At 68.7% G+C, this 22,147-nt stretch carries 15 protein-coding genes and 2 tRNA genes; 11 read left to right on the plus strand and 6 right to left on the minus strand.

From position 1 onward, the window contains the following. Positions 1-65: 65 nt before the first annotated feature. Positions 66-3,152, plus strand: a complete 3,087-nt coding sequence (locus tag ACMV5O_RS09190) for an Rne/Rng family ribonuclease (RefSeq protein WP_416163162.1) — start codon at positions 66-68, stop codon at positions 3,150-3,152. 98 nt (positions 3,153-3,250) lie between these two features. Here the strand turns inward: ACMV5O_RS09190 and ACMV5O_RS09195 are convergent, their stop codons facing one another. After that, entirely contained in the window at positions 3,251-3,724 is a 474-nt protein-coding gene (locus tag ACMV5O_RS09195) for a low molecular weight protein-tyrosine-phosphatase (protein WP_416163163.1), read from the minus strand. 23 nt (positions 3,725-3,747) lie between these two features. Beyond that, positions 3,748-5,835, minus strand: a complete 2,088-nt coding sequence (gene uvrB / locus ACMV5O_RS09200; RefSeq protein WP_416163164.1) for an excinuclease ABC subunit UvrB — start codon at positions 5,833-5,835, stop codon at positions 3,748-3,750. 151 nt (positions 5,836-5,986) lie between these two features. On the opposite strand from uvrB, the gene ACMV5O_RS09205 reads away from it, so the two are divergent. The 5 genes from ACMV5O_RS09205 to ACMV5O_RS09225 all read left to right on the plus strand — a co-directional run bounded on the left by ACMV5O_RS09205 (position 5,987) and on the right by ACMV5O_RS09225 (position 10,874). Then, positions 5,987-7,195: an amino acid aminotransferase gene (locus ACMV5O_RS09205; protein ID WP_416163165.1), complete on the plus strand. Its 1,209-nt coding sequence runs from the start codon at positions 5,987-5,989 to the stop codon at positions 7,193-7,195. A gap of 90 nt (positions 7,196-7,285) precedes the next feature. Continuing rightward, a tRNA-Asn gene (locus tag ACMV5O_RS09210) sits at positions 7,286-7,361 on the plus strand. Between the two features lie 90 nt (positions 7,362-7,451). After that, positions 7,452-7,527, plus strand: a tRNA-Asn gene (locus ACMV5O_RS09215). A gap of 242 nt (positions 7,528-7,769) precedes the next feature. After that, positions 7,770-8,747 (plus strand): ABC transporter substrate-binding protein, encoded by a 978-nt coding sequence (locus ACMV5O_RS09220; RefSeq protein ID WP_416163166.1) that lies wholly within the window; start codon positions 7,770-7,772, stop codon positions 8,745-8,747. Positions 8,748-8,837: 90 nt separating this feature from the next. Beyond that, complete coding sequence (locus ACMV5O_RS09225) at positions 8,838-10,874, plus strand: diguanylate cyclase domain-containing protein (protein WP_416163167.1); 2,037 nt, start codon at positions 8,838-8,840, stop codon at positions 10,872-10,874. A gap of 42 nt (positions 10,875-10,916) precedes the next feature. Here ACMV5O_RS09225 and ACMV5O_RS09230 read toward each other — a convergent pair whose 3' ends face one another. Then, entirely contained in the window at positions 10,917-11,165 is a 249-nt protein-coding gene (locus tag ACMV5O_RS09230; protein ID WP_416163168.1) for a hypothetical protein, read from the minus strand. A 194-nt stretch (positions 11,166-11,359) separates the two neighbouring features. Here ACMV5O_RS09230 and ACMV5O_RS09235 point away from each other — a divergent pair, with 194 nt between their 5' ends. After that, entirely contained in the window at positions 11,360-12,613 is a 1,254-nt protein-coding gene (locus ACMV5O_RS09235; RefSeq protein WP_416163169.1) for an MFS transporter, read from the plus strand. Here the strand turns inward: ACMV5O_RS09235 and ACMV5O_RS09240 are convergent. Both ACMV5O_RS09240 and ACMV5O_RS09245 read right to left on the minus strand, forming a co-directional pair. Continuing rightward, a complete protein-coding gene (locus ACMV5O_RS09240) occupies positions 12,591-15,137 on the minus strand; it encodes a PAS domain-containing protein (protein WP_416163170.1) in 2,547 nt (848 codons plus the stop codon). The two genes, ACMV5O_RS09235 and ACMV5O_RS09240, sit on opposite strands and share 23 nt — an antisense overlap. Before the next feature lie 122 nt (positions 15,138-15,259). Further along, on the minus strand, positions 15,260-15,997 hold the full coding sequence (locus ACMV5O_RS09245; protein ID WP_416163171.1) for a response regulator: 738 nt from the start codon (positions 15,995-15,997) through the stop codon (positions 15,260-15,262). Between the two features lie 252 nt (positions 15,998-16,249). Between ACMV5O_RS09245 and ACMV5O_RS09250 the strand changes: the two genes are divergently transcribed. From ACMV5O_RS09250 to ACMV5O_RS09260, 3 genes are all read left to right on the plus strand, one after another. Next, positions 16,250-16,570: a DUF1127 domain-containing protein gene (locus ACMV5O_RS09250; RefSeq protein WP_416163172.1), complete on the plus strand. Its 321-nt coding sequence runs from the start codon at positions 16,250-16,252 to the stop codon at positions 16,568-16,570. 32 nt (positions 16,571-16,602) lie between these two features. Continuing rightward, a complete protein-coding gene (locus ACMV5O_RS09255) occupies positions 16,603-17,562 on the plus strand; it encodes a hypothetical protein (protein WP_416163173.1) in 960 nt (319 codons plus the stop codon). A gap of 208 nt (positions 17,563-17,770) precedes the next feature. Then, positions 17,771-18,367 (plus strand): Yip1 family protein, encoded by a 597-nt coding sequence (locus ACMV5O_RS09260; protein WP_416163174.1) that lies wholly within the window; start codon positions 17,771-17,773, stop codon positions 18,365-18,367. Between the two features lie 46 nt (positions 18,368-18,413). Here ACMV5O_RS09260 and ACMV5O_RS09265 read toward each other — a convergent pair whose 3' ends face one another. Continuing rightward, complete coding sequence (locus ACMV5O_RS09265) at positions 18,414-20,843, minus strand: Lon protease family protein (RefSeq protein WP_416163175.1); 2,430 nt, start codon at positions 20,841-20,843, stop codon at positions 18,414-18,416. Between the two features lie 207 nt (positions 20,844-21,050). Between ACMV5O_RS09265 and moaA the strand changes: the two genes are divergently transcribed. After that, on the plus strand, positions 21,051-22,130 hold the full coding sequence (moaA, locus tag ACMV5O_RS09270) for a GTP 3',8-cyclase MoaA (protein ID WP_416163176.1): 1,080 nt from the start codon (positions 21,051-21,053) through the stop codon (positions 22,128-22,130). The last annotated feature ends 17 nt before the right edge of the window (positions 22,131-22,147 follow it).

Below are 22,147 nucleotides of genomic sequence, written 5' to 3' on the forward strand. Positions count from 1 at the left end.
CCGGAAAGCGCGATGGTGCGCGCCGTTCGTCCTGCCCGTGTGTTCTGCGCGGGAGAACGATCCAAATGAAGCGCATGCTTTTCAATGCGACGCAGGCCGAGGAACTGCGCGTCGCGATCGTGGACGGTCAGAAACTGATCGACCTCGATATCGAATCGGCCGCAAAAGAAGAACGCAAGAGCAACATCTACAAGGCGGTCATCACCCGCATCGAGCCCAGCCTCGAAGCGGCGTTCGTCGACTATGGCGCAGAGCGCCATGGCTTCCTGCCGTTCAAGGAAATCTCCCGCTCCTACTTCCAGCCCGGCGTCGATGCGAGCAAGGCGTCGATCAAGGAGGCCCTGCGCGAAGGCCAGGAACTCATCGTCCAGGTCGAGAAGGACGAGCGCGGCAATAAGGGTGCCGCGCTCACCACCTACATCTCGCTCGCCGGCCGCTATCTGGTGCTGATGCCCAACAACCCGCGCGGCGGCGGCGTGTCGCGCCGCATCGAGGGCGATGAGCGCGCCGAGCTGCGCGAAAACATGGATCAGCTCGAAGTGCCGGGCGGCATGAGCCTGATCGCCCGCACCGCCGCCATCGGCCGCAGCGCCGAAGAGCTGCAGTGGGACCTCAACTACCTGATGCAGCTGTGGCGTGCGATCGAGGGGGCGGCCCAGAGCCAGAAAGGTGCCTTCCTGATCTACCAGGAAGGCAGCCTCGTGATCCGCGCGATCCGCGACTACTTCCAGCCCGACATCGGTGAGATCCTGATCGACACCGACGACATCTACGAGCAGGCCACGCAGTTCATGGCGCACGTGATGCCCGCCAACGTGTCGCGGGTGAAGCGCTACAGCGACGACGTGCCGCTGTTCTCGCGCTTCCAGATCGAGCACCAGATCGAATCGGCCTATTCGCGCCAGGTCAATCTGCCCTCGGGCGGCGCCGTGGTCATCGACCACACCGAGGCGCTGGTCTCGATCGACGTCAACTCGGGCCGCGCCACCAAGGGCTCGGACATCGAGGAGACCGCCTTCCGCACCAACTGCGAGGCGGCCGACGAAATCGCCCGCCAGTTGCGCCTGCGCGACCTCGGCGGCCTGATCGTGATCGACTTCATCGACATGGAGTCGGCGAAGAACCAGCGCGAGGTGGAGAACCGCCTGCGTGACGCCCTGCGCCACGACCGCGCCCGCGTGCAGACCGGCAAGATCAGCCGCTTCGGCCTGCTCGAGCTGTCGCGCCAGCGCCTGCGTCCGGCATTGGCGGAAACGAGCTACATCACCTGCCCGCGCTGCAACGGCACCGGCCACATCCGCAGCACCGAATCGTCCGCGCTGCACATCGTCCGCATCCTCGAGGAAGAGGCCATGAAGGACAACACCGGCGCGGTGCACCTGCAGGTGCCGGTCGATGTCGCCACCTTCCTGCTCAACGAGAAGCGCGTCGATATCGCCCGCATCGAGATGCGCCACAAGGTGCAGCTCATCATCGTCCCGAACCGCCACCTCGAGACCCCCGCGCACGAGATCATCCGCCTGCGCCACGACCAGCTCAACGCCGAGGACATCGCGCTCGCGAGCTACCAGATGGTGCAGAAGCCCGCCGAGGAAGACACCCGCCTGCCGTCCAAGGGCAACGAGCGCCCCGCTCGCCCCGAGGCCGCGGTGAAGGGCATCTCGCCGGCACAACCGGCGCCGGTGGCTGCGCCCGTGGCCGAGCAGCCTGCCGCTGCCGCACCCGTGGAGCCCGAGTCGAAGGGCCTGATCGCGCGCATCATGGCCTGGTTCTCGGGCAGCAAGCCCGCACCGGCCGCCGAGCCGGCGCCGGCTGTCGAAGCCACGCCCAAGCGCGAGCCGCGCCCGCGTGGCGAGCGCAGCGCCGACGGCCGTCGCGGCAACGGCAACCGCGGACGCCGCAGCGAGCGTGATGGCGACGGCACGCGTGCCGCCCGACCCGAACGCGGCGAACGCGGCGAGGGCGGCGACAAGCCCCAGCGCAACGCTGCCCCCGCTGACAGGGCCGAACGAGGCGAGCGCCCCGAGCGCGCCGAAGGGGGCCGCGGCCGCACACGTGGCCAGCGTGGCAGCCGCAGCGAAGAAGCCGGCGAGCGCGCCGACAAGGCCACCGAGCTGCGCAGCGCGGCGGGCGAGGAGGAGCAACTGAAGGGCGTCGCCGCAGCGGCCGCCCTCGCCCCGGTGGCGGAGGCGGCGCTGTCCGAGGCCGATTTGTCCGCAAGCGACGCGCCTGCAACCGAGCCGGGTTCCGAAGAAGGTGCGCCGGCCGAAAAGCGCCGCCGTCGCGGTCGCGGTCGCGGTCGCCGTTCCGGTGAGCCGCAGGCCGCCACCGAGGGCGTCGAAAGCGCGGAAATCGGCGATGCCGGCGCCGCCGCGCAGCCGGAACAGCCCGAGGTCTTGGCCGGCGCTGCCACCAGCATGCCTGTGGCTGCAGCGCCAGGCGAAGTCCCGGCCGCCGAGCAGCCCGAAGCCAGCGCTTCGACCGCTGGCGCGGCCGATCAAGCGCCCGCTGCTGCGGTGATTGCCGCGGCCGCGGAGGCTGTTGAGGCGACGCCGGTCAGCGTGGCCGCATCCGCAGCCGAACTGCCGGTGCCGGCTTCCGAGCCGGTCACGGTCGAAGACGCCGTCCTCGCCAGCGCTGTCGAGCTCGCGCCCGCCCCGGTCCGCGTCGAGCCCGCCCTCAGCGAGGCGGGCAGCGAATCGATCAGCAGCCCCGAGGCCGACGCTGGCGCCGTGGATGCAACCGAGCCAGCAGGCGCGATCGCGCAGGCAGCCGCCACATCCAGCGCGCCTGTCGTCGCTACCGAGCAGGTCGCGGAACAGGTGGCAGCGCCTGCTGCCCCGGCCACCACCGAGCCCGAGGCGCCTGCCGTCGTCGAGCACGAGCCTGCCACCTTGGTCGCAGCCGAGCCCGGCATCGTCGCGCCGGAGGCGGCCGCCGAGGAAGGGCGTCGCAGCGCGGACGCCTCTGCGCCGATCACGCTGTCGCCCGCGGTGGGCGACAGCGGGCTGATCAAGATCGAGACCGACCCGGCCAAGCTGTCGCAGTTCGGCAGCGGCGCCGTCGAGCCCTCGGTCCGGCTCGGCCGCAAGCCGCGCCCCGCGCCGGTGATCGTGGACGAACCCCTGCAGCAGGTCGAGACGCACAAGTAAGCGCCGCTGAAGGACCCGACCAGCAAAAAGGCCATCCCGCGGATGGCCTTTTTGCTGTCCCTGCCCCTGCCTGCGGCACACCCGGCGGCAGGTCGCCCTCAGACGCGCGACGACACGGAATCGAGCAGGCCGCGCACCGCGTCCTCGCACATGTCGAGCACCACGTCGAAGCCTCTCGGCCCGCCGTAATAGGGATCGGGCACCTCGTCGGCCAGGCGATCCTCGCCGGCAAAGGCCATGAACAGCCCCAGCCGCGGCTGATAAACCTCGGGGCACTTGCGCTGCATGATGTCCAGATGGCCGCGATCCATCGCCAGCAGCAGGTCGAACTCCTGGAAGTCGCGCAACTCCAGCTTGCGCGCGCGCAGTGCCGACAGGTCGTAGCCACGCTGCCTGGCCGCCTTCTGCGTGCGCGGGTCGGGCGCCTCGCCAACGTGATAACCGTGCGTGCCGGCCGAGTCGACCTCCACCCGCCCCCCCAGCCCGTTGCTCTGGATGAAATGCCGCGCCACTCCCTCAGCCGTGGGCGAGCGGCAGATGTTGCCCGTACACACAAAGAGAATCCGGGTCATTGTTGTCTCCTCTTGTCGACCTCTCAAACGCTGCCGTGCTGGTCTGCGCCAAACGCGCGCTGGCGCAGCTTGAACAGCTCGTCGCGCGCCGCAGCGGCCTTCTCGAACTCCAGGTTGCGGGCGTGCTCCTGCATCTCCTTTTCCAGGCGCTTGATCGCCCGCGCCAGCGCCTTCTCGTCCATCACCGCATAGTCGCTGCCCTTGTCGGCCACGCGTGCGGCATCGCGCTTGGCCCCATCCGAATCATAGACCCCGTCGATGATGTCCTTGATCCGTTTCGTCACCGACTTCGGGACGATGCCGTTGGCCTCGTTGAAGGCGATCTGCTTGTGCCGCCGCCGTTCGGTCTCGCCGATCGCCGCCTTCATCGAGTCGGTGATGCGGTCGGCGTAGAGGATGGCGGTGCCGTGCAGATGGCGCGCGGCGCGACCGATGGTCTGGATCAGCGAGCGCTCCGAGCGCAGGAAGCCCTCCTTGTCCGCATCGAGGATGGCCACCAGCGACACCTCCGGGATGTCCAGGCCCTCACGCAGCAGGTTGATGCCCACCAGCACGTCGAACTCGCCCAGGCGCAGGTCGCGGATGATTTCCACGCGCTCCACGGTGTCGATGTCCGAGTGCAGGTAGCGCACGCGGATGCCGTTGTCGGCGAGGTAGTCGGTGAGGTCCTCGGCCATGCGCTTGGTCAGCACGGTGACCAGCACGCGCTCGTTCACCGCCAGGCGCTTCTTGATCTCGCCGAGCAGGTCGTCCACCTGCGTCATCGCCGGGCGCACCTCGACCATCGGGTCGATCAGGCCGGTCGGGCGCACCACCTGCTCCACCACCTGGCCCTGATGCTCTTCCTCGTACTTCGCCGGCGTCGCCGACACGAAGACGGTCTGCGGCATCAGGCGCTCGAACTCGTCGAACTTCAGCGGCCGGTTGTCGAGCGCCGACGGCAGGCGGAAGCCGTAGCCGACCAGGTTCTCCTTGCGCGAGCGGTCGCCCTTGTACATGCCGCCCACCTGACCGATGGCCACGTGCGACTCGTCGATGAACAGCAGCGCATCGGGCGGCAGATAGTCGATCAGGGTCGGCGGCGGCTCGCCCGGGCCGCGCCCCGACAAGTGCCGTGAATAGTTCTCGATGCCCTTGCAGAAGCCCATCTCGTTCAACATCTCGAGGTCGAAGCGGGTGCGCTGCTCGATGCGCTGCGCCTCCACCAGCTTGCCCTCGCGCTGAAAGAAGGCCACGCGCTCCTTCAGCTCCTCCTTGATCGCCTCGATCGCCTGCAGCACCGTGGCGCGCGGGGTCACGTAGTGGCTCGACGGATACACGGTGAAGCGCGCCAGCTTGTGCTTGAGGTGGCCGGTGAGCGGGTCGAACAGGGTCAGGTGCTCGATCTCGTCATCGAACATCTCGATGCGCACCGCGAGCTCGGCGTTCTCCGCGGGGAACACGTCGATGACGTCGCCGCGCACGCGGAAGGTGCCGCGGCGAAAGTCGATGTCGGCGCGGGTGTATTGCATCGCCGCCAGGCGCTGGATGAGGTCGCGGTGCGCCAGGCGCTCGCCCTCGCGCAGGTGCAGGATCATGGCGTGGTAATCGACCGGGTCGCCGATGCCGTAGATGCACGACACAGTGGCCACGATCACCACGTCGCGGCGCTCCATCAGGCTCTTGGTCGCCGACAGCCGCATCTGCTCGATGTGCTCGTTGATCGACGAGTCCTTCTCGATGAAGAGGTCGCGCGAGGGTACGTAGGCCTCGGGCTGGTAGTAGTCGTAGTAGCTGACGAAGTACTCGACCGCGTTCTCGGGCAGGAACTCCTTGAACTCGGCATACAGCTGCGCCGCCAGCGTCTTGTTCGGCGCCAGCACCAGGGCCGGGCGGCCCATGCGGGCGATCACGTTGGCCATGGTGTAGGTCTTGCCCGAGCCGGTCACGCCGAGCAGGGTCTGGTACATCAGGCCGTCCTCCACCCCCTCGCACAGCAGGCGGATCGCCTCGGGCTGGTCGCCGGCGGGCGGAAAGGGCTGGTGCAGGCGGAAGGGGCTGCCCTCGTAAGTGAGCACCGTCCCGCCTTGCTGCAGCGCATCGTTTCCGCCGCTATTGCCTTGACTCGTCATGCTAAAATTTCCGCTCCATTCCGGTGCATCGCCACCCGGCGGCACCGGACGAAAACGCCGATTATTTCCCAAATCGCGTGACAAGGCACGGTGCACCGCCGTTCCCGCCACGCGCATCCACTGCTGCCCTACCGGAACAACTGGAGTCCTCATGTCCGCTTCGATCTTCGCCGCCGTCGAGATGGCGCCCCGTGACCCGATCCTTGGCCTGAACGAGGCCTTCGCCGCCGACACCCGCGCCGAGAAGGTCAACCTCGGTGTCGGCGTGTACTACGACGACAACGGCAAGATCCCGCTGCTCGCCGCCGTGCGCGCCGCCGAGAAGGCCCGCCTCGAAGCGATGCCGCCGCGCGGCTACCAGCCGATCGAAGGCCCCGCCGCCTACAACAACGCGGTGCAGGGCCTGCTCTTCGGCAAGGACTCGCTGCTCGCCACCAGCGGCCAGACCGTCACCATCGAGGCCCTGGGCGGCACCGGCGCGCTCAAGGTCGGCGCCGACTACCTCAAGCGCCTGCTGCCCGGCGCCACCGTGTACATCTCCGACCCGAGCTGGGAAAACCACCGCGCGCTGTTCGAGTCCGCCGGTTTCCCGGTCGAGAACTACCCCTACTACGACGCCGCCACCCGTGGCGTTAACTTGGCCGGCATGAAGGCCAAGCTCGACAGCCTGCAGCCCGGCTCGATCATCGTGCTGCACGCCTGCTGCCACAACCCGACCGGCGCCGACCTGTCGGACGCACAGTGGGACGAAGTCGTCGCGGTGTGCCGCGAGCGCGGCCTGATCCCCTTCCTCGACATGGCCTACCAGGGCTTCGCCGAGGGCATCGACGCCGACGCCGTGGCCGTGCGCGCGCTGTCGGCCAGCGGCCTGCAGTTCTTCGTGTCGAGCTCGTTCTCGAAGAGCTTCTCGCTCTACGGCGAGCGCGTCGGCGCGCTGTCCATCGTCACCGCCAGCAAGGAAGAAGCCGGCCGCGTGCTGTCGCAGGTCAAGCGCGTGATCCGCACCAACTACTCCAACCCGCCGATTCACGGTGGCGCCATCGTCGCCGCGGTGCTGTCCTCGCCCGAGCTGCGCCAGATGTGGGAAGACGAGCTGGGCGGCATGCGCGAGCGCATCCGTGCCATGCGCACCGGCCTGGTCGAGCAGTTGAAGGCCGAAGGCGTGCCGCAGGACTTCTCTTTCGTGATCAAGCAGCGCGGCATGTTCTCCTACACCGGGCTCACCGCCGCCCAGGTCGAGCAGCTGAAGTCGGATTTCGGCATCTACGCCGTGTCGACCGGCCGCATCTGCCTGGCCGCGCTCAACTCCAAGAACATCGGCTACGTCGCCAAGGCGATCGCGCAGGTGGTCAAGGGCTGACGCCCGGCCGCGTCGAGGCGGATGGCACCGACAAAAACACATCTCCGCCTTGACGCAAGCGCGTTCCCTGCCTAAAATGCGCGCCTCTGTTCCCCGATAGCTCAGTCGGTAGAGCGCCGGACTGTTAATCCGTAGGTCCCTGGTTCGAGCCCAGGTCGGGGAGCCAAGTTTGAAGACTTGGTGTTTCCCAAGGGAACAGCAAGCGGCAGCAAAGTCTGCAGGAGTGCTTTCGCAGCGCAAGCTGCAAAGAGGTAATTCCCCGATAGCTCAGTCGGTAGAGCGCCGGACTGTTAATCCGTAGGTCCCTGGTTCGAGCCCAGGTCGGGGAGCCAGCATCACCAAGCAAAAAGGCCAATCCTTCGGGGTTGGCTTTTTTGTTGGCCGTAGCACGCTGCCATGCGGCGATACCCCCGGTCCAGCCCCTTGACGGCCATCAATATCGAACGGCCGCTTTCCGCTTACAGTCGCGCACCAATTCACTTACGGCCGCGGGGCGCCCGATCTAGACTTTCGGCTCGGATCGAGGATAACCAGTCGCCCAGACCGCGCGCCCTTCCACATGTCGCACCTGACCATGAGCCGACGCGACAGCGTGCGGACCCTGCTTTCGCTGCTCCTTCTCCCCGCCGCGCTCTCCTGTAGCTCGCAGCGCGAGCCCTTGTCGGTCGCGGCCCATCCCTGGCCCGGTTACGCGCTGATGTTCCTCGCCGCCGGCGAGGGCTGGATCGGCTCCGATGCGGTGCGGCTGGTCGAGACGGCCTCGGCCACCGAATCCATGCAGCGCCTCACGGCGGGCGAGATCGACGCCGCCGCGCTGACCCTCGACGAGACACTCAGCCTCCTCGCCCAGGGCTTGCGCCTGCAGGTCGTGCTCGTCTTCAACCTGTCATCGGGCGCCGACGCGCTCGTCGCCAAGCCGCAGGTTGCGGACCTGCGCGCACTCGCCGGCAAGCGCGTCGGCATGGAGAACACCGCGGTCGGCGCCTTGATGCTGCAGTCGGCCCTGAACAGCGTCGCACTGAAGCCGCAGGATGTGCAGGTGGTGCCGATGACCGTCGATCAGCACCTCGCCGCCTGGGAGAGGGACGAGGTCGACGCCGTCGTCAGTTTCGAGCCGGTCGTCGGCATGCTGCTGGCTGCGCACGGCCAGATGCTCTTCGACAGCACCGCGCTGCCCGACACGATCATCGACGTGCTCGCCGTGACCGAGCGCGCGCTGGAGGACGCGCACAAGCGCCGTGCGCTCCAGGCCCTCGTCAAGGGCCACTTTCTCGCCCTCCACCACCTGCGCTCCAACCCGGCCGACGCCGCCTACCGCCTGGCACCCCGGCTCGGCGAAAGCGGCCCCAATGCCTTGCGGAGCTTCCGCGGACTGCTGCTACCCGACGAGCACGAGAACGGTCACCTCCTGCGTCGCAATGGCCGCCTGCTCGAGGTCGCCGACAGCCTGTCGCGGCTGATGTTCGAGTGGGGCCATATCGAACGCCGCCCTGCGCTCGACCGCCTCGTCGATGACCGCCTGCTGCCGCGCCCGGAGGAGCTTTCCCGATGAGTCCTCGATGGTCCGGCTGCGCACCCGTGCTGCGCACCCGTGCTGCGCACTGCCTGTCTGCCGGGCCCTGCCTGTTTTTTGCGTGCTGCCATGCTCCTGCTGTGCTGCCTGGCTGCGGGCACGGCAAGCGCGGCGCAGACGCTGGTGCTGGCGGTCGCGACCTACCGCCCGCCCGAACACAACGTGCATCAGTGGCAGCCCCTGGCCGACTACCTCACGGAAAAGCTCAATGGCCCCCAGGTCGTGCTGCTGGCCTTGTCCCATGACGAGATCCGCGACCGATTGGCGCGCCAGACCGTGGATGTGGTGATCACCGAGGCGAGCGACTACGTCATGCTGCGCAACCGCAATCCGCTCACCGCATTGCTGGCCACGCGGGTGCCCCAGTACCAGGGCAAGCGGATGATCGGCTCGGGTGGCGTCATCTTCGCCCGCAGCGCGCGCGATGACATCGGCGGCCTTGCGCAGCTCCCCGGCAAGCGGATCGCGGCCGTTCATCCGGCCTCGCTGGGCGGCTATCAGGCCCAGTTGATGAGCCTTGCGCAGGCGGGCATCGCTCGCGAGACACTGGGGCCGGTGCGCTTTGTGGGTGGCGCGCACGACCAGGTCGTCGACGCCGTCCTCGCAGGCGAGGCGGACGTCGGCTTCGCCCGCAGCGGCCTGCTCGAGGCGCTGATCGCCGAGGGTCGGCTGGAAGCGGGCGCGCTGAAGGTCCTCAACGCACAGGGTCTGCCGAGCTATCCCTATGCATTGTCGACCCGCCTGTACCCGGAATGGCCGGTTTTCGCTGCCGCGCATCTGAAGCCCGAACTCGCGCGCCGCATCGCTGCCGCCCTGATGACGCTCGAGCCCGACCAGGCTGCTGCAGTCGCCGCCGGCATCGCCGGCTTCGAACCGGCGGCCGACTACTCGCCGGTCGAGAACCTGCTGCGCAGCCTGCGCCTGCCGCCTTACGACCTCACCCCCGCCTTCAGCCTGGCAGACGTGTGGGCGCGCCACCGCCCGGCGATCCTGCTCGGTGGCGCGAGCATCATTGCCATCGCCGGGCTCGCGCTCGCGCTGGGGCGGATCAATGTCCGCCTGCGGGCGGAAAAGCTGACCCTCGAGCAAGCCCGGCAGGCCCTTGCGCTCAGCGACCAGCGCAACCGTGAAACCCTCACGACGCTGGCGCAGACGCTGGCCGAGCTCGAGAGCGAACGCACGCGCCTCGACAACATCATCTGGGGCACGGGCGCATGTTCCTGGGAATGGGATATCGCGACCGCCACGGTACGGATGAACGAGCGCTGGGCGAACTTTGTCGGCCATCGCCTCGACGAGCTGCTGCCGACCACGATCGAGACCTGGCGGCGCTTCGTCCATCCCGAGGACCTCATTCGGGCCGAGGCGGCGTTGCGCCGTCACCTCGACGGCGACATCGACCACTACGAATGCGAATACCGCCTGCATCGCCGCGATGGTTCATGGCGCTGGGTACTGGACCGCGGCCGGATTGTCGAACGTGACCGCGCAGGCAAGCCCTTGCGCATGGTCGGCACGCACACCGACATCCAGCGCCTGAAGGAACAGGAGAGTGCGCTGCACAGCCTCGCCCATCTCGACCCCCTGACCCAGTTGCCGAACCGCCGACTGTTCTCCGACCGCCTGCGCCACGCCCTGGCCAGGGCCGTCCGCGGCGGGGCGAGACTCGCGGTGTGCTTCATCGATCTCGACGCCTTCAAGCCGATCAACGATCGCCTCGGGCATGAGGCCGGCGACCGCGTGCTGATTGAAACCGGCGAGCGCCTGCGGCGGACGCTGCGCGGTGCGGACAGTGTCGCCCGCATCGGCGGTGACGAGTTCGCCCTGCTCATCGAGGACGCCGCCGACGTCGGCGAGGATCTGCTGCCACTGCTCGAGCGCTGCCTGAGCGCGATCTCGCAGCCCATCGCCATCGGCGAACACAGGGTCGTCGTCTCGGCCAGCATCGGTGTCGCCCTCTTTCCGCAACACGGCGCCGATGAGGAAGCGCTCGTATACGCCGCCGACAAGGCGATGTATGCCGCCAAGGCACTCGGCAAGAATCGCTACTGCCTGGCAGCGCAGCCGCCCTCCGATCTGCCGGCGCGTCCGCCCGAGGCCGGCTGAGACCGCCGCCGGGCGCCGAGCTGGCGGCTGTTCCAGCCAGGCTCAGGTCAGTCGCACCTCGCGCGCCGCGAGTGCCTGCTCCAGGGTATCGAAGACCCGGCGGCGATCGCTGCTCAGGCGGTAGAACACGCGATTGTCCTGGATTCGGCCGCAGTAGCTGCGAATGATCACGCGCTCCACCCCCGGGATACCGCGATTGGTCTCGATGATCTTGATCGCACCCGTCCCCGTGTCGTAGACGCCGGGTCTCTCCCGCAGGCCAAAGGGGTCGTCGGTCCCGCTCCTGTCCATCGCCGCATCTCCTCGAAACATCCGGACGCACGCCTGCAACGTTAGCGCGCCAGGCAGGCGATGAAAAGTGGAGACGCACAATCGGGTCCCGCCCCGATACAAAGCCGCAACATTCGCGCGCCATTGCGAAATTCCGCGAATACCCGCCGCCGCCAGCATCGGCTCCGTGATCCCGCCACAGCACGGAGCCTGCCATGCATCCCTCACGCCCCCTTCACGGTCTCAGCATCGCCCTTGCCGCGGCGGCGCTGATGGCGATCACGATGGGTTCGCGCTCGTCGTTCGGGCTCTTCGTCGCGCCGCTCAATACCGCCACCGGACTCGGCCTGGTGACCATCAGCTTCGCGGTCGCCTTGAACCAGTTGCTGTGGGGTGTGGCCCAGCCCTTCGTCGGCCTGATCGCCGACCGTCATGGCGGTGCCCGCGTCATCGCCGTCGGCGGGCTGGGACTGGCGACCGGAAGTGCCCTGCTGCCCTTCGTCGGCAGCGCGGCAGAGCTGGTGCTCGCCCTCGCGCTGCTCGCCTTCGCCGGCGCGGCGGCAGGGAGCAATGGTCTGCTGCTGGGCGAGGTCAGCCGGCGGGTGAGCGCGCAACGCCGCGGGCTCGCCGTGGGCATCGTCAGCGCCGGCGGCTCGGCCGGACAGCTGCTGCTCGGGCCGACCAGCCAGGGCATGATCACCGCTGCCGGCTGGCAGCAGGCAATGCTCGGTCTGGCCGCACTCGCGCTGCTGGCCCTGCCGCTGGCGCTGATGTTCAGAGCGTCGGCCGGCAGGCCCGCCCTGTCCGCTCAGGAAAGCGCGTCGATGCCGGTGCGCGATGCCCTGACGAGTCCGGCCTTCTGGCTCGTCACCGGCGGCTTCTTCGTGTGCGGCTTTCACGTCTCCTTCCTGATCTCGCACATGCCTGGCGTGATCGCCGATTGCGGCCTGCCGGCGAGCCTGGCGGGCTGGTGGATCGCCGTTGTCGGCTTGTGCAACGTCATCGGCAGCCTCCTCGCCGGCGCCGCCATCCGTCGCGGATCGATGCGGCGGGTGCTGATGGTGTTGTACGGCTTGCGTGCGCTTGGCGTCGCCTCCTTCCTTGCCCTGCCGAAGACCGAATGGGTCATGCTCGGCTTTGCCGCCTGGATGGGCCTCACCTACATGGCCACCCTGCCGCCGACGGTCGGTCTGGTCGGCAAGCTGTTCGGCCTGCGCCATATGGCGACGCTCGTCGGCGTGGTGATGCTGGTGCATCAGATCGGCGCCTTTCTCGGCGTCTGGCTGGGCGGCATCGTGCTGACCGTCACCGGCAGCTACGACTGGATGTGGCATGCCGACATCGCGCTGGCGCTGCTCGCCGTGGCGATCCACCTGCCACTGGTCGAGCGCCCCGCGGCGCAGTCGGCGCCGTCGGCCACCCCGGCCGCGGCCGCGGCAGCCGTCCTCAGGCCGGCGGGCGCGGGCTGAGGGCCTGTGTCAGCGCCGCGTACAGGCTTGTCGGCTCGACCGGCTTGGGCAACACGGCAAGCACGCCGGCGTCGTGCAGCGCCTCGGCGCCGACGCCGTCGGCATAGCCCGAGAACAGCAGCACCGGCGTCGCCGGCGACAGGCGCCGGATCTCCTGCGCAAGCTCGAGCCCGGTCATGTGCGGCATGGTGAGGTCGGTGAGCACGACGTCGAAGGCCGCCGGATCGGCCGCGAACAGCGCGCGCCCTTCGCGGCCGTCGGCCGCCGCCTCGACCGCGAGCCCCCAGCCCTCGAGCAGCTCGCGCAGAAAGCCGCGCACCATGTCCTCGTCATCAGCCAGCAGGATGCGCCCCGCGAGCCGCGCCGGGACAGGTCGATCAGGCTCCGGGCCACGGCTACCGACCTGCGCGGCCGGCTGCGACAGGATCGGCAGCAGTACGCGAAAGCGCGTCCCCGCAGCCGCTGCGGTGTCGATCAGGATGTGTCCGCCGTGCTCGTGCACGATGCCATGCACGGTGGCCAGCCCCATGCCGCTGCCCTTGCCCACCGGCTTGGTGCTGAAGAAGGGCTCGAACATCCGCTCCAGCGTGTCCGGCGGGATCCCCGGGCCATCGTCGGCCACCACCAGCGCCACCTGACCGTCGGTCACCATCGACGCCCGACAGGACGCGCACACGGCCTCGCCCGGCGGCGCTGCTTCGACACCGATGCGTATCCGGCCGCGCCCTTCGACCGCATCGCGGGCGTTGATGCACAGGTTCATCAGCACCTGCTCGAGCTGCACCGGATCGGCCATCACGCTGGCCTCGAGGCCGGGCGGCTGCACCTCGAAGGCCACCGTGGGCGGCAGCATCGGGGCGAGAAAGAAGGCCAGCTCCTCGATCAGTGGCTGCAGCGCAAGCGGGCGCGGCATGCCGCGCTGACCGCGACTGAAGGTCAGCAACTGGCGGATCAGGTCGCGCGCGCGCCGCGTCGACAGGCGCGCCTGCTCGAGGTAGCGCCCGAGCCGGGCGTCACCGAGTTCGGCCTGGCGGTCCTCGGCCAGCGCCAGGTAACCATTGATGCTGGTCAGGATGTTGTTGAAGTCGTGCGCGATGCCGCCGGCCAGATGGCCGATCGCTTCCATCTTCTGCGCCTGCCGGAGTTGCGCCTCGCTGCGGGCGATCGCCTCGGCGGATTCCTTGGCCGCGGTGATGTCGCGCGTCACCGCCAGGATGCGATCCACGCCGGCGAGGCAGATGCGCTTGAGGCAGACCTCATCCCAATGCAGGCTGCCGTCGGCATTGCGTCGGCGCCATTCCGCGCGCACCACCTCGCCATCGCGCGCACGCTGCATCAGACGTCGCGCATCGGCCTCGGTGTAGGGCTCCACGCCCGGGCCGAGGTCGCCGACCCGCATCGCGAGCAAGGTGTCGTGGTCGTAGCCGTACACGGTGCAGGCGCGCTGATTGACGTCCACCAGCGCGCCGCTGTCGATGTCGTGGATGAAGATGCAGTCCTCCGAGGCCTCGAAGATGGCGCGGTAGCTCGCCTCGGAGGCGCGCAAAGCGCGATCCATGCGATCGCGCTCGAGTTCCGCCGCGGCGCGCACCGCAAAGATCTTCATCACCGACTCGACGAAGCCGGGGTCGGAGATCGGCCGCCGCGACACCGCGGCGATCAGGCCCAGCGGCTCGCCGCGCGTGTCGGCCAGCGGATAGCCCGCGTAGCTTTCCATGCCGTATTGGGCGAAGTCCGCGTCGAGCGGAAAAAGCTGGCCCAGACCCTGCGGATAGATGCGGAACTGCTGACCGATCACGGTCTCGCACGGCGTGCCGCGCACGTCGTAGTCGAAGTTCTCGGCCAGCTCGCCGTCGCACCACAGCGCCAGGACGTGCATCCAGTGCGCCCGCTCCGAGTCGCGCACCGCAATGAAGATCCAGTCGCTGCGGATGATGGTCGCCAGATAGCGCGCCAGCGCCTGAAAGATGCTGCCGCCGCCGGCCCCGGAAACCGCGAGGGAGGCTCCCTGCAAGGCTTCCTCGACCCGCTTGCGCGCCGTGATGTCGGTGGCGATGCCGCACACCGCATAGGGTGCGCCGGCGGCATCGAGGAGCGGGAACTTGTCCACCAGATAGGTCCGCGGCCGGCCACCGAACACGACCTGTTCCTCGAAGGTGATGGTCTGCCTCGACTGCACTACCTGGCCGTCGTTGGCGCGCAGGCGGGCGGCCACCTCGAGCGGCATCACGTCGCCGTCGCAACGGCCGATCACCTGCTCGGCCGGCCTGGCCACCAGGCGACAGAATTCGCGATTGACGAACAGGTAGCGCCCGTCGAGATCCTTCCAGAACACGACCGCCTTGCTCTGGTCCAGCACCTGGCGCAGTCGCAGCTCCGAGGCGCGCAGCGAGCGCTCGGCCTGCTGCAGGCGCCCGGCGGTGGCGTCGCCGCGCGCAAACGCGGGCGTGCCCTGTGCTGCGGCCCCTGCCTGCACCCCGTGGCGCGCGCGCAGCGATGAGCGGCGTCGATCCTTGTGTTTCATGGCCTGCCCCGTCGCCTGGATTGTTCCTTCCAATGTAGCCGGCGGCCGCGATGCGTCATCGTCCGTTACCGCAGGGTTACCACGGAAACACGCCGGTTACACGACCGACCGCCGTGCGCCCCTCACGCCGGCACGTACATGTAGCCGGCGCCGCGCACGGTGCGGATCAGCCGCGGACGCTCCGGGTCGGGCTCGACCTTGCGTCGCAGGCGGGCGATGCGGATGTCGATCGAGCGATCGAAGGGCTCCCACTCGCGGTTGCGGGTGAGGGTCAGCAGCTGGTCGCGCGACAGCACCTGATTGGGGCGCTCGACGAAGGCCTTCAGCAGTTCGAACTCCATCGCGGTAAGCATCAGCTCCTCGCCCGCGGCGTCGAACAGCCGGTGCGCGCGCAGATCCAGCCGACAGTCGCCGACCGCGACCCTCTGCTCGTCGCGCTGCACGGCCGACGGCGGCCGCGCAGCCTCCACTGCGGGCGCGGCGGCGGCCGGCGCCAGCCTGCGCATCACGCTCTTGACCCGGGCGAGCAGCTCGCGCGGCTCGAAAGGCTTGGCGATGTAGTCATCGGCGCCCATCTCCAGCCCGACCACGCGGTCGACCACCTCGCCCGCGCCGGTCACGATCAGCACCCCCACCGCATGGTGCTGGCGCAGGTAGCGCAGCAGGCTCAGGCCGTCCTCCCCGGGCAGGCGCAGATCCAGCAACACCACATCCGGGACCGCCTGCGCCAAGGCATCGAGCATCGCCGCGCCGCCTTCGGCGACCGCCACCTCCAGTCCATGGGTCGACAGGTACTCCGAGAGCATTGCCCTGACATCGGGATCGTCGTCCACCAGCAGGACGCGGCCGATTGCTTCCATGCCCGACTCCTCCTCGCTCATGCCGCAGCGCTGATCCCAGTGTGGACGCCACGCGCGCCCCGATCAAGGACCGATTCCTGCGGCCGGGGCGCGTGATCGGCCGCGATACAGGCCGAATACAAACTGATACCACCACACGCGAAAGCGAAAGAAGCGCGATACCCGGACGCACCAGCATGCAGCCATCGACGACCGGGCCCGGACTGCCAGCCGACCGTCGCCGAGCCATCGCCCCCACGAGGAGACCGCAACATGAAAGCCCTGACCGACCGCCACCTGAGCGCATCGACCACGCTGCCAGGCAAGCCCGCCCGCCGCATCCGCCGCGCCCTCGACGATATCGCCCAGCTCGCCGGCTACGTTGCGACCGCGCTGCGCGAAGCGGCGATGCACCGCCGCGCCGCCCGTGCCCTGCGCGCCCAGCGCCGCCTGCTCGCCGAGCTCGACGAGCGCACCCTGAAGGACATTGGCGTGCACCGCGCCGAGATCGACTCGCTGACGGCCGAGCTCGAGGGACTGGCTGAACCCAGCCGCCGCCACGGCCCAAAGAACTCCGTCGCCCCGCTGTACTGAAGCCATCACCCCACCCCGCAAGGAGCCTCACCATGGAAGTCACCCTCCACACCCTGCACCCCGCCCAGCGTTACGCCAAGGCTGTCGAAGTCTCGAAGCGCGTGCGCTTCGACATCGATCGCGACGTCATCCGCGGCCGCCAGTTCGACTTCAACAAGAAGTTCCTGCCCGACGGCCTGTCGCGCATCGACGCGCTGCCCTTCCTGCTGCCGGCCGAGCGCCGCTTCCTGTCGCAGATCCAGGGCCGCTCCTACGCCAACATCTTCGGCCTCGTCGAGCGCTTCATCAGCGCCCAGGTGCTCGACCTGAGTCGTGACCACTGGTTCGGCGACCAGGTCGCGCTCGAGGCCCTGGTGCGCTTCACCGACGAGGAGATCAAGCACCAGGAGATGTTCCGCCGCCTCGAGCGCATGGCCGCCGCAGGCATGCCCGCGGGCTACGTCTTCGTGCCCGACCCCAACGAGGTCGCACGGGCGGTGCTGTCAGCCTCGAAATGGGCCGTGCTCGGCCTGATCTGCCACATCGAGATCTTCGTACTGCTGCACTACCACAGCAGCATCGAGCCGGACGACAACCTGTCCGAGCTGTGGAAGGACGTCTTCCTGCACCATGCGCGCGAGGAATCACAGCACGCCATCCTCGACGAGCTCGAGTGGGTGCGCGAGGACGCAGGCCTGAGCCCGGCGGAACGCGACCGTGCCGTCGATGACCTCATCGGCCTGGTGGCCGCGGTCGACGGCATCCTGCAGGCGCAGGCCCGCGCCGACGCCGAGTACTTCATCACCACCAGCGGACGCAGCCACAGCGCGGAAGAGGCGGCACAGGTGCACGCCACCATCCTGCGCGCCTACCGCTGGCAGTACATCGTCTCGGGCGTGCAGGGCGAACGCTTCCAGGCCGTGCTGGGGAGCATGATCGACGCGGCGCAGTTCCAGCGCATCGCGGGCGCGCTCGGCCCGATCATCGACGACGTGAATCAAGTCCTGCACTGAAGGCACTCGGCCGCCCGAAGGCGGGCATCCGAGGGCGGACCGGCTCGACCGGATCCGCCCTCGTTTCCTTGTCGGGCGCGGATCCTCGCCATCAACGGCACACAATGTCCGGCACGAATCCGGCTCGCGCCGGTCTACTTGCTCACGGCGTGCCTGCGACTGGGCCCAGCCGCTGCAATGAGGAGAAACGAGACTCAAGGAGACGATCATGCATGTGCATAACCTCCCCAAGATGCTGTACTCGTACAAGGAAGGCTGGTCCGACCTGGTCAGCATTCATCCGTCGGTCAGGAAGATGTTCACGATGTTCGTGATGCCGATGTCGCTGATTCCGCCGGCCATGTTCCTGTATTCGATGTACGTCACGCCCGGCGCCGTCTTCCCGGCGGCGGTGCCACAGATCACGGGCTTCGAGGCGGCCCTGTTGTTCGTCTGCTTCTACGCCGCGCAACTGGTGATGGTGCCGCTGATGGCCTCCATCATCCAGCAGCTCGGCGAGGTTGCGAACGCCCGCCCCGACTTCCACGACGCCTTCATGCTCGCCGCGGTGGCGCCGACGCCGCTGTGGATCTGCGCGCTGGTGCTGTTCGTGCCGTCGGCCTGGGTCGCGGTGGCTGCGATGTCCCTGGCCTGGGTGGCTTCGGCCGCGCTCATCTATCACGGCATCGAACCGCTGTTCAAGCTCGACGACCACGCCCGCTCGCGCCTGCTGGGCAGCTTCGTGCTCACCACCGGCGTCGTCGCCTGGCTTGCGCTGATGGTGGTGCTCGCCCTGCTGCTGAGCATGATCGTGGGCCTGCGCTGAACGACGCTGGCGCCTGCTACCGCCCGCCCGCGAGGGCGGGCGCTGCTCAGACGCCGTGACGGCGCCGGTGCTGGCGGGCGCCCGCCGAGCCCTCGGTGTCCGAGAAGGCGTGACGCGCTGCGGTCATCTCTGCGAGCACGGTCGCCACCTTGTGGTTGAGCGTGCCCCTGGGGATCACCCCCTTGGCATCGGGCTCACCCGCATTGACGCCGGTGAGCACCGTCATCGCCTCGTCGACCGTGGTCACCGCATGAATGTGGAAGCGGCCCTGCGCCGCGGCCTGCACCACATCCTCGCGCAGCATCAGGTGACGCACGCTGGCGGCCGGGATCACGACGCCGTGCGAGCCATCCAGCCCGCGCGCGCTGCACAGATCGAAGAAGCCCTCGATCTTCTCGTTCACGCCGCCGATCACCTGCACCTCGCCGAACTGGTTCACCGATCCGGTGATCGCAAAGCGCTGCTGGATGGGGATCTGCGTCAGCGCCGACAGCAGTGCGCACAGCTCGGCCAGCGAGGCCGAGTCGCCCTCGACCGGTGCATAGGATTGCTCGAACACCAGGCTGGCCGACAGTGACAGGGGCTGGTGGCGGGCATAGCGCGCCGCGAGGAAGGCGGACAGGATCAGCACGCCCTTGGAGTGGATCGCGCCACCGAGCTCGGTCTCGCGCTCGATGTCGACCACGTCGCCCTCGCCCATGCGCACGGTGGCGGTGATGCGCACCGGATGGCCGAAGCGCTCGCCGGCAAGCTCGACCACCACCAGGCCGTTGATCTGGCCGGCACGCTGGCCGTCGGTGGAGATCAGTGTGGTGCCGTCGAGAATGGACTCGCGCACCCGCGTCGGGTAGCGATTGCAGCGCCGCACACGCGCCGCGAGCGCATCCTCGACCTCATCACGGCCGGTGGCGCTGCGCCCCTTCAGGCGGGCGTGGTGGTCGGCCTCGCGCATCAGGTCGGACAGGGCGCGCGTATTGAGCGACAGGCGGCCCGCGTCCTCGGCCAGACGCGAGGCCTCCTCGACCAGGCGGGCAACGCCACTGCGATCGAAGGGCAGCAGCTTCGCCCCGCGCGCCAGCAGCGCCATCAGGCGGGCGTATTCGCACTCGTTCTCGGGCGTGCGCGGCAGGTCGTCATTGAAGTCGGCCGCCACCTTGAACAGGTCGGCGAACTCGGGGTCGTGCTCCATCAGCAGGTAATACACGTCGCGATCACCGATCAGCACCACCTTCAGCGCGCTCGGCACCGCCTGCGGCTCCAGCGTCAGCGCGCCGCTCCAGCCCTGGGCCTCGGCCGGCGGCTCGATGCGGATCTCGCCGGCGCGCAGGCAGCGCTTGAGGCCTTCCCAGGCAAAGGGCTGGGACAGCAGGCGCTCGGCGTCGAGCACCAGGTAGCCGCCATTGGCCCGATGCAGGGCACCGGCGCGGATGAGGTTGAAGTGGCTGACCTGGTTGCCCTGCTGCACGACGTGCTCGATACGCCCGATCAGGTTGCCGTAGCCGGGGTTGTTCTCGAACACCACCGGCGCGCCGTGCGACGCCGAGTGATCGACCAGCAGCTTGACCTGGTAGCGGTGGTAGCGCGTGTTCTCCTCGGGTTCGGCGACGTCGTCCTCCTCCTCCTCGAGCATCGTGCCCCTGATCGCGCTGTCGAGCACGTCATGTGCGACCGCGTCGACAAAGGCGAGCACCTCGGGCAGGTCGGTGTGCGCCTCGCGCACCTCGCGCAGCAAGTGAGACACGGCCGGCCCCAGCACCTCATGCTCGGCACGCTCGATCGACTCGCGCACCGCCTTGCGCCAGCCCGGAAATTCGTTGAGCAGGTCCTCCAGCCGCTCGCTCCAGGCGGTGACGCGGCTCTCGATGGTCTTGCGCTCCTCCTCGGGCAAGGCCTCGAAGGCCTCGGGCGACATCACCTCGCCGTCGCGCATCGGCGCGAACACGAAACCCTCGGGAGTCTGCAGCAGCGAGATGCCCTCCTCGGCACAGGACTGGCCGAGCTCGCGCAAGGCACCCTCCTCGCGCGCCTTGTGCGCGCTTTGCAGGGATTCGACGCGGTCGCTGTGCGCGTCGCTGTCGAGCGCAGCCTCCAGCGCCGGGCCGAGGTCGCGGATGAAGGTCTGCATGTATCCGCGCAAGGCCGCGCCGCGGCCGGCCGGCAGGGTGAGCAGGCGCGGCTTGAGCGACTCGTCGAAGTTGTGCAGGTAGCACAGGTCGGGCGGCACCGGCTCGCCGGCGGCGCGATCGCGCAGCAGCCGGAAGGTGGTCGCATGCTTGCCGCTGCCGGCCTCGCCCAGCACGAACACGTGATAGCCGCTATGCCCCATGGCGAGGCCGAAGCGGATCGCCTCCACGGCGCGCTCCTGGCCAAGGTCGCCGGCGTGATCGGCGAGGGATTCGGTCGTGTCGAAATTGAAACAGGCGGGGTCGCAATAACTGCGCAGTGCCGTGGCGGGCAGTGGCACGAGTTCGGCCATGTCTGATTGTTCTCCTGATGCCGGAATCGCTCCGGCGCGCCATGATACACCGCTCGCCCATGGCACTCGGGATCGGGCCCTCGACGCGGACGCACGCACGCACGCTGCAGTGCAGCATGCGCAGACGCGCGAGGAAGCTGCTTGAACCATGCCTTGCATGGCGCTGTCCCTGTACTGATAATCACTGCTCTCGCCCGCTGGCCTACCATGAAAGTCATTCCAATCCACGAGGCTGCGGCCCCGCTCCTGCCGGCCGATCCCGCGCTGCGCCCCGCTGCGGGCGCGCCGCTGCTCGATCAGCGCGGACGCAGCGTGCGCGATCTGCGCATCTCGGTGACCGATCGCTGCAACTTCCGTTGCGTTTACTGCATGCCGCGAGAGGTGTTCGACGACCAGTACAAGTTCCTGCCGCGTAGCGAGCTGCTGTCCTTCGAGGAGATCGTCCGCGTCGCGCGCCTGTTCGTCGAACGCGGCGTGCGCAAGCTTCGCATCACCGGTGGCGAACCTCTGCTGCGCAAGGACATCGAGCGCCTGATCGCGATGCTCGCCCGGCTCGACGGCGTCGAGATCACGCTCACCACCAACGGCGTGCTGCTGCCCAAGCTCGCCCGACGGCTCAAGGATGCCGGCCTGCATCGCGTCACCGTCAGCCTGGATGCGCTCGACGATGCACTGTTCCGGCGCATGAACGATGCCGACTATCCGGTCGACAAGGTGCTCGAGGGCATCGCTGCGGCCAGCGCCGTCGGCCTCGGGCCGATCAAGGTCAACATGGTGGTCAAGCGCGGCACCAATGACAGCGACATCGAGGGGATGGCGGGCCACTTTCGCCACAGCGGCCACATCCTGCGCTTCATCGAGTTCATGGACGTGGGCGCCTCGAACGGCTGGAAGATGGACGAGGTGCTGCCCTCGCGCGATGTGATCGCACGCATCGATCGCCTCTACCCGCTCGAGCCGATCGACCCCAACTACGAGGGCGAGGTCGCCGAACGCTGGCGCTACAAGGACGGCGCGGGCGAGATCGGCGTGATCTCGTCGGTAACTCAGGCCTTCTGCGCCACCTGCACCCGTATCCGCCTGTCGACCGAGGGCAAGCTCTACACCTGCCTGTTTGCCCAGCACGGCCACGATCTGCGCGGCCTGCTGCGCGGCGGCGCCGACGACGCCGGGATCGACGCCGCAATCGCGCATGTATGGCAACAACGCAGCGACCGCTACTCCGAGATCCGCACCGCCGAAACCGCCGCGCTACGCAAGATCGAAATGTCCTACATCGGCGGCTGAGCACGGCGCCGGGTGCG

It is taken from the genome of Thauera sp. WH-1, from assembly GCF_047806685.1.
Lineage (GTDB): Bacteria > Pseudomonadota > Gammaproteobacteria > Burkholderiales > Rhodocyclaceae > Thauera.

Excerpts from the sequence above, each read along its gene's own strand:
- ACMV5O_RS09190 (WP_416163162.1), top strand. The coding sequence starts at position 66 with ATGAAGCGCATGCTTTTCAATGCGACGCAGGCCGAGGAACTGCGCGTC.
- ACMV5O_RS09195 (WP_416163163.1), bottom strand. The coding sequence starts at position 3,724 with ATGACCCGGATTCTCTTTGTGTGTACGGGCAACATCTGCCGCTCGCCC.
- uvrB (WP_416163164.1), bottom strand. The coding sequence starts at position 5,835 with ATGACGAGTCAAGGCAATAGCGGCGGAAACGATGCGCTGCAGCAAGGC.
- ACMV5O_RS09205 (WP_416163165.1), top strand. The coding sequence starts at position 5,987 with ATGTCCGCTTCGATCTTCGCCGCCGTCGAGATGGCGCCCCGTGACCCG.
- ACMV5O_RS09220 (WP_416163166.1), top strand. The coding sequence starts at position 7,770 with ATGAGCCGACGCGACAGCGTGCGGACCCTGCTTTCGCTGCTCCTTCTC.
- ACMV5O_RS09225 (WP_416163167.1), top strand. The coding sequence starts at position 8,838 with ATGCTCCTGCTGTGCTGCCTGGCTGCGGGCACGGCAAGCGCGGCGCAG.
- ACMV5O_RS09230 (WP_416163168.1), bottom strand. The coding sequence starts at position 11,165 with ATGGACAGGAGCGGGACCGACGACCCCTTTGGCCTGCGGGAGAGACCC.
- ACMV5O_RS09235 (WP_416163169.1), top strand. The coding sequence starts at position 11,360 with ATGCATCCCTCACGCCCCCTTCACGGTCTCAGCATCGCCCTTGCCGCG.
- ACMV5O_RS09240 (WP_416163170.1), bottom strand. The coding sequence starts at position 15,137 with ATGAAACACAAGGATCGACGCCGCTCATCGCTGCGCGCGCGCCACGGG.
- ACMV5O_RS09245 (WP_416163171.1), bottom strand. The coding sequence starts at position 15,997 with ATGGAAGCAATCGGCCGCGTCCTGCTGGTGGACGACGATCCCGATGTC.
- ACMV5O_RS09250 (WP_416163172.1), top strand. The coding sequence starts at position 16,250 with ATGAAAGCCCTGACCGACCGCCACCTGAGCGCATCGACCACGCTGCCA.
- ACMV5O_RS09255 (WP_416163173.1), top strand. The coding sequence starts at position 16,603 with ATGGAAGTCACCCTCCACACCCTGCACCCCGCCCAGCGTTACGCCAAG.
- ACMV5O_RS09260 (WP_416163174.1), top strand. The coding sequence starts at position 17,771 with ATGCATGTGCATAACCTCCCCAAGATGCTGTACTCGTACAAGGAAGGC.
- ACMV5O_RS09265 (WP_416163175.1), bottom strand. The coding sequence starts at position 20,843 with ATGGCCGAACTCGTGCCACTGCCCGCCACGGCACTGCGCAGTTATTGC.
- moaA (WP_416163176.1), top strand. The coding sequence starts at position 21,051 with ATGAAAGTCATTCCAATCCACGAGGCTGCGGCCCCGCTCCTGCCGGCC.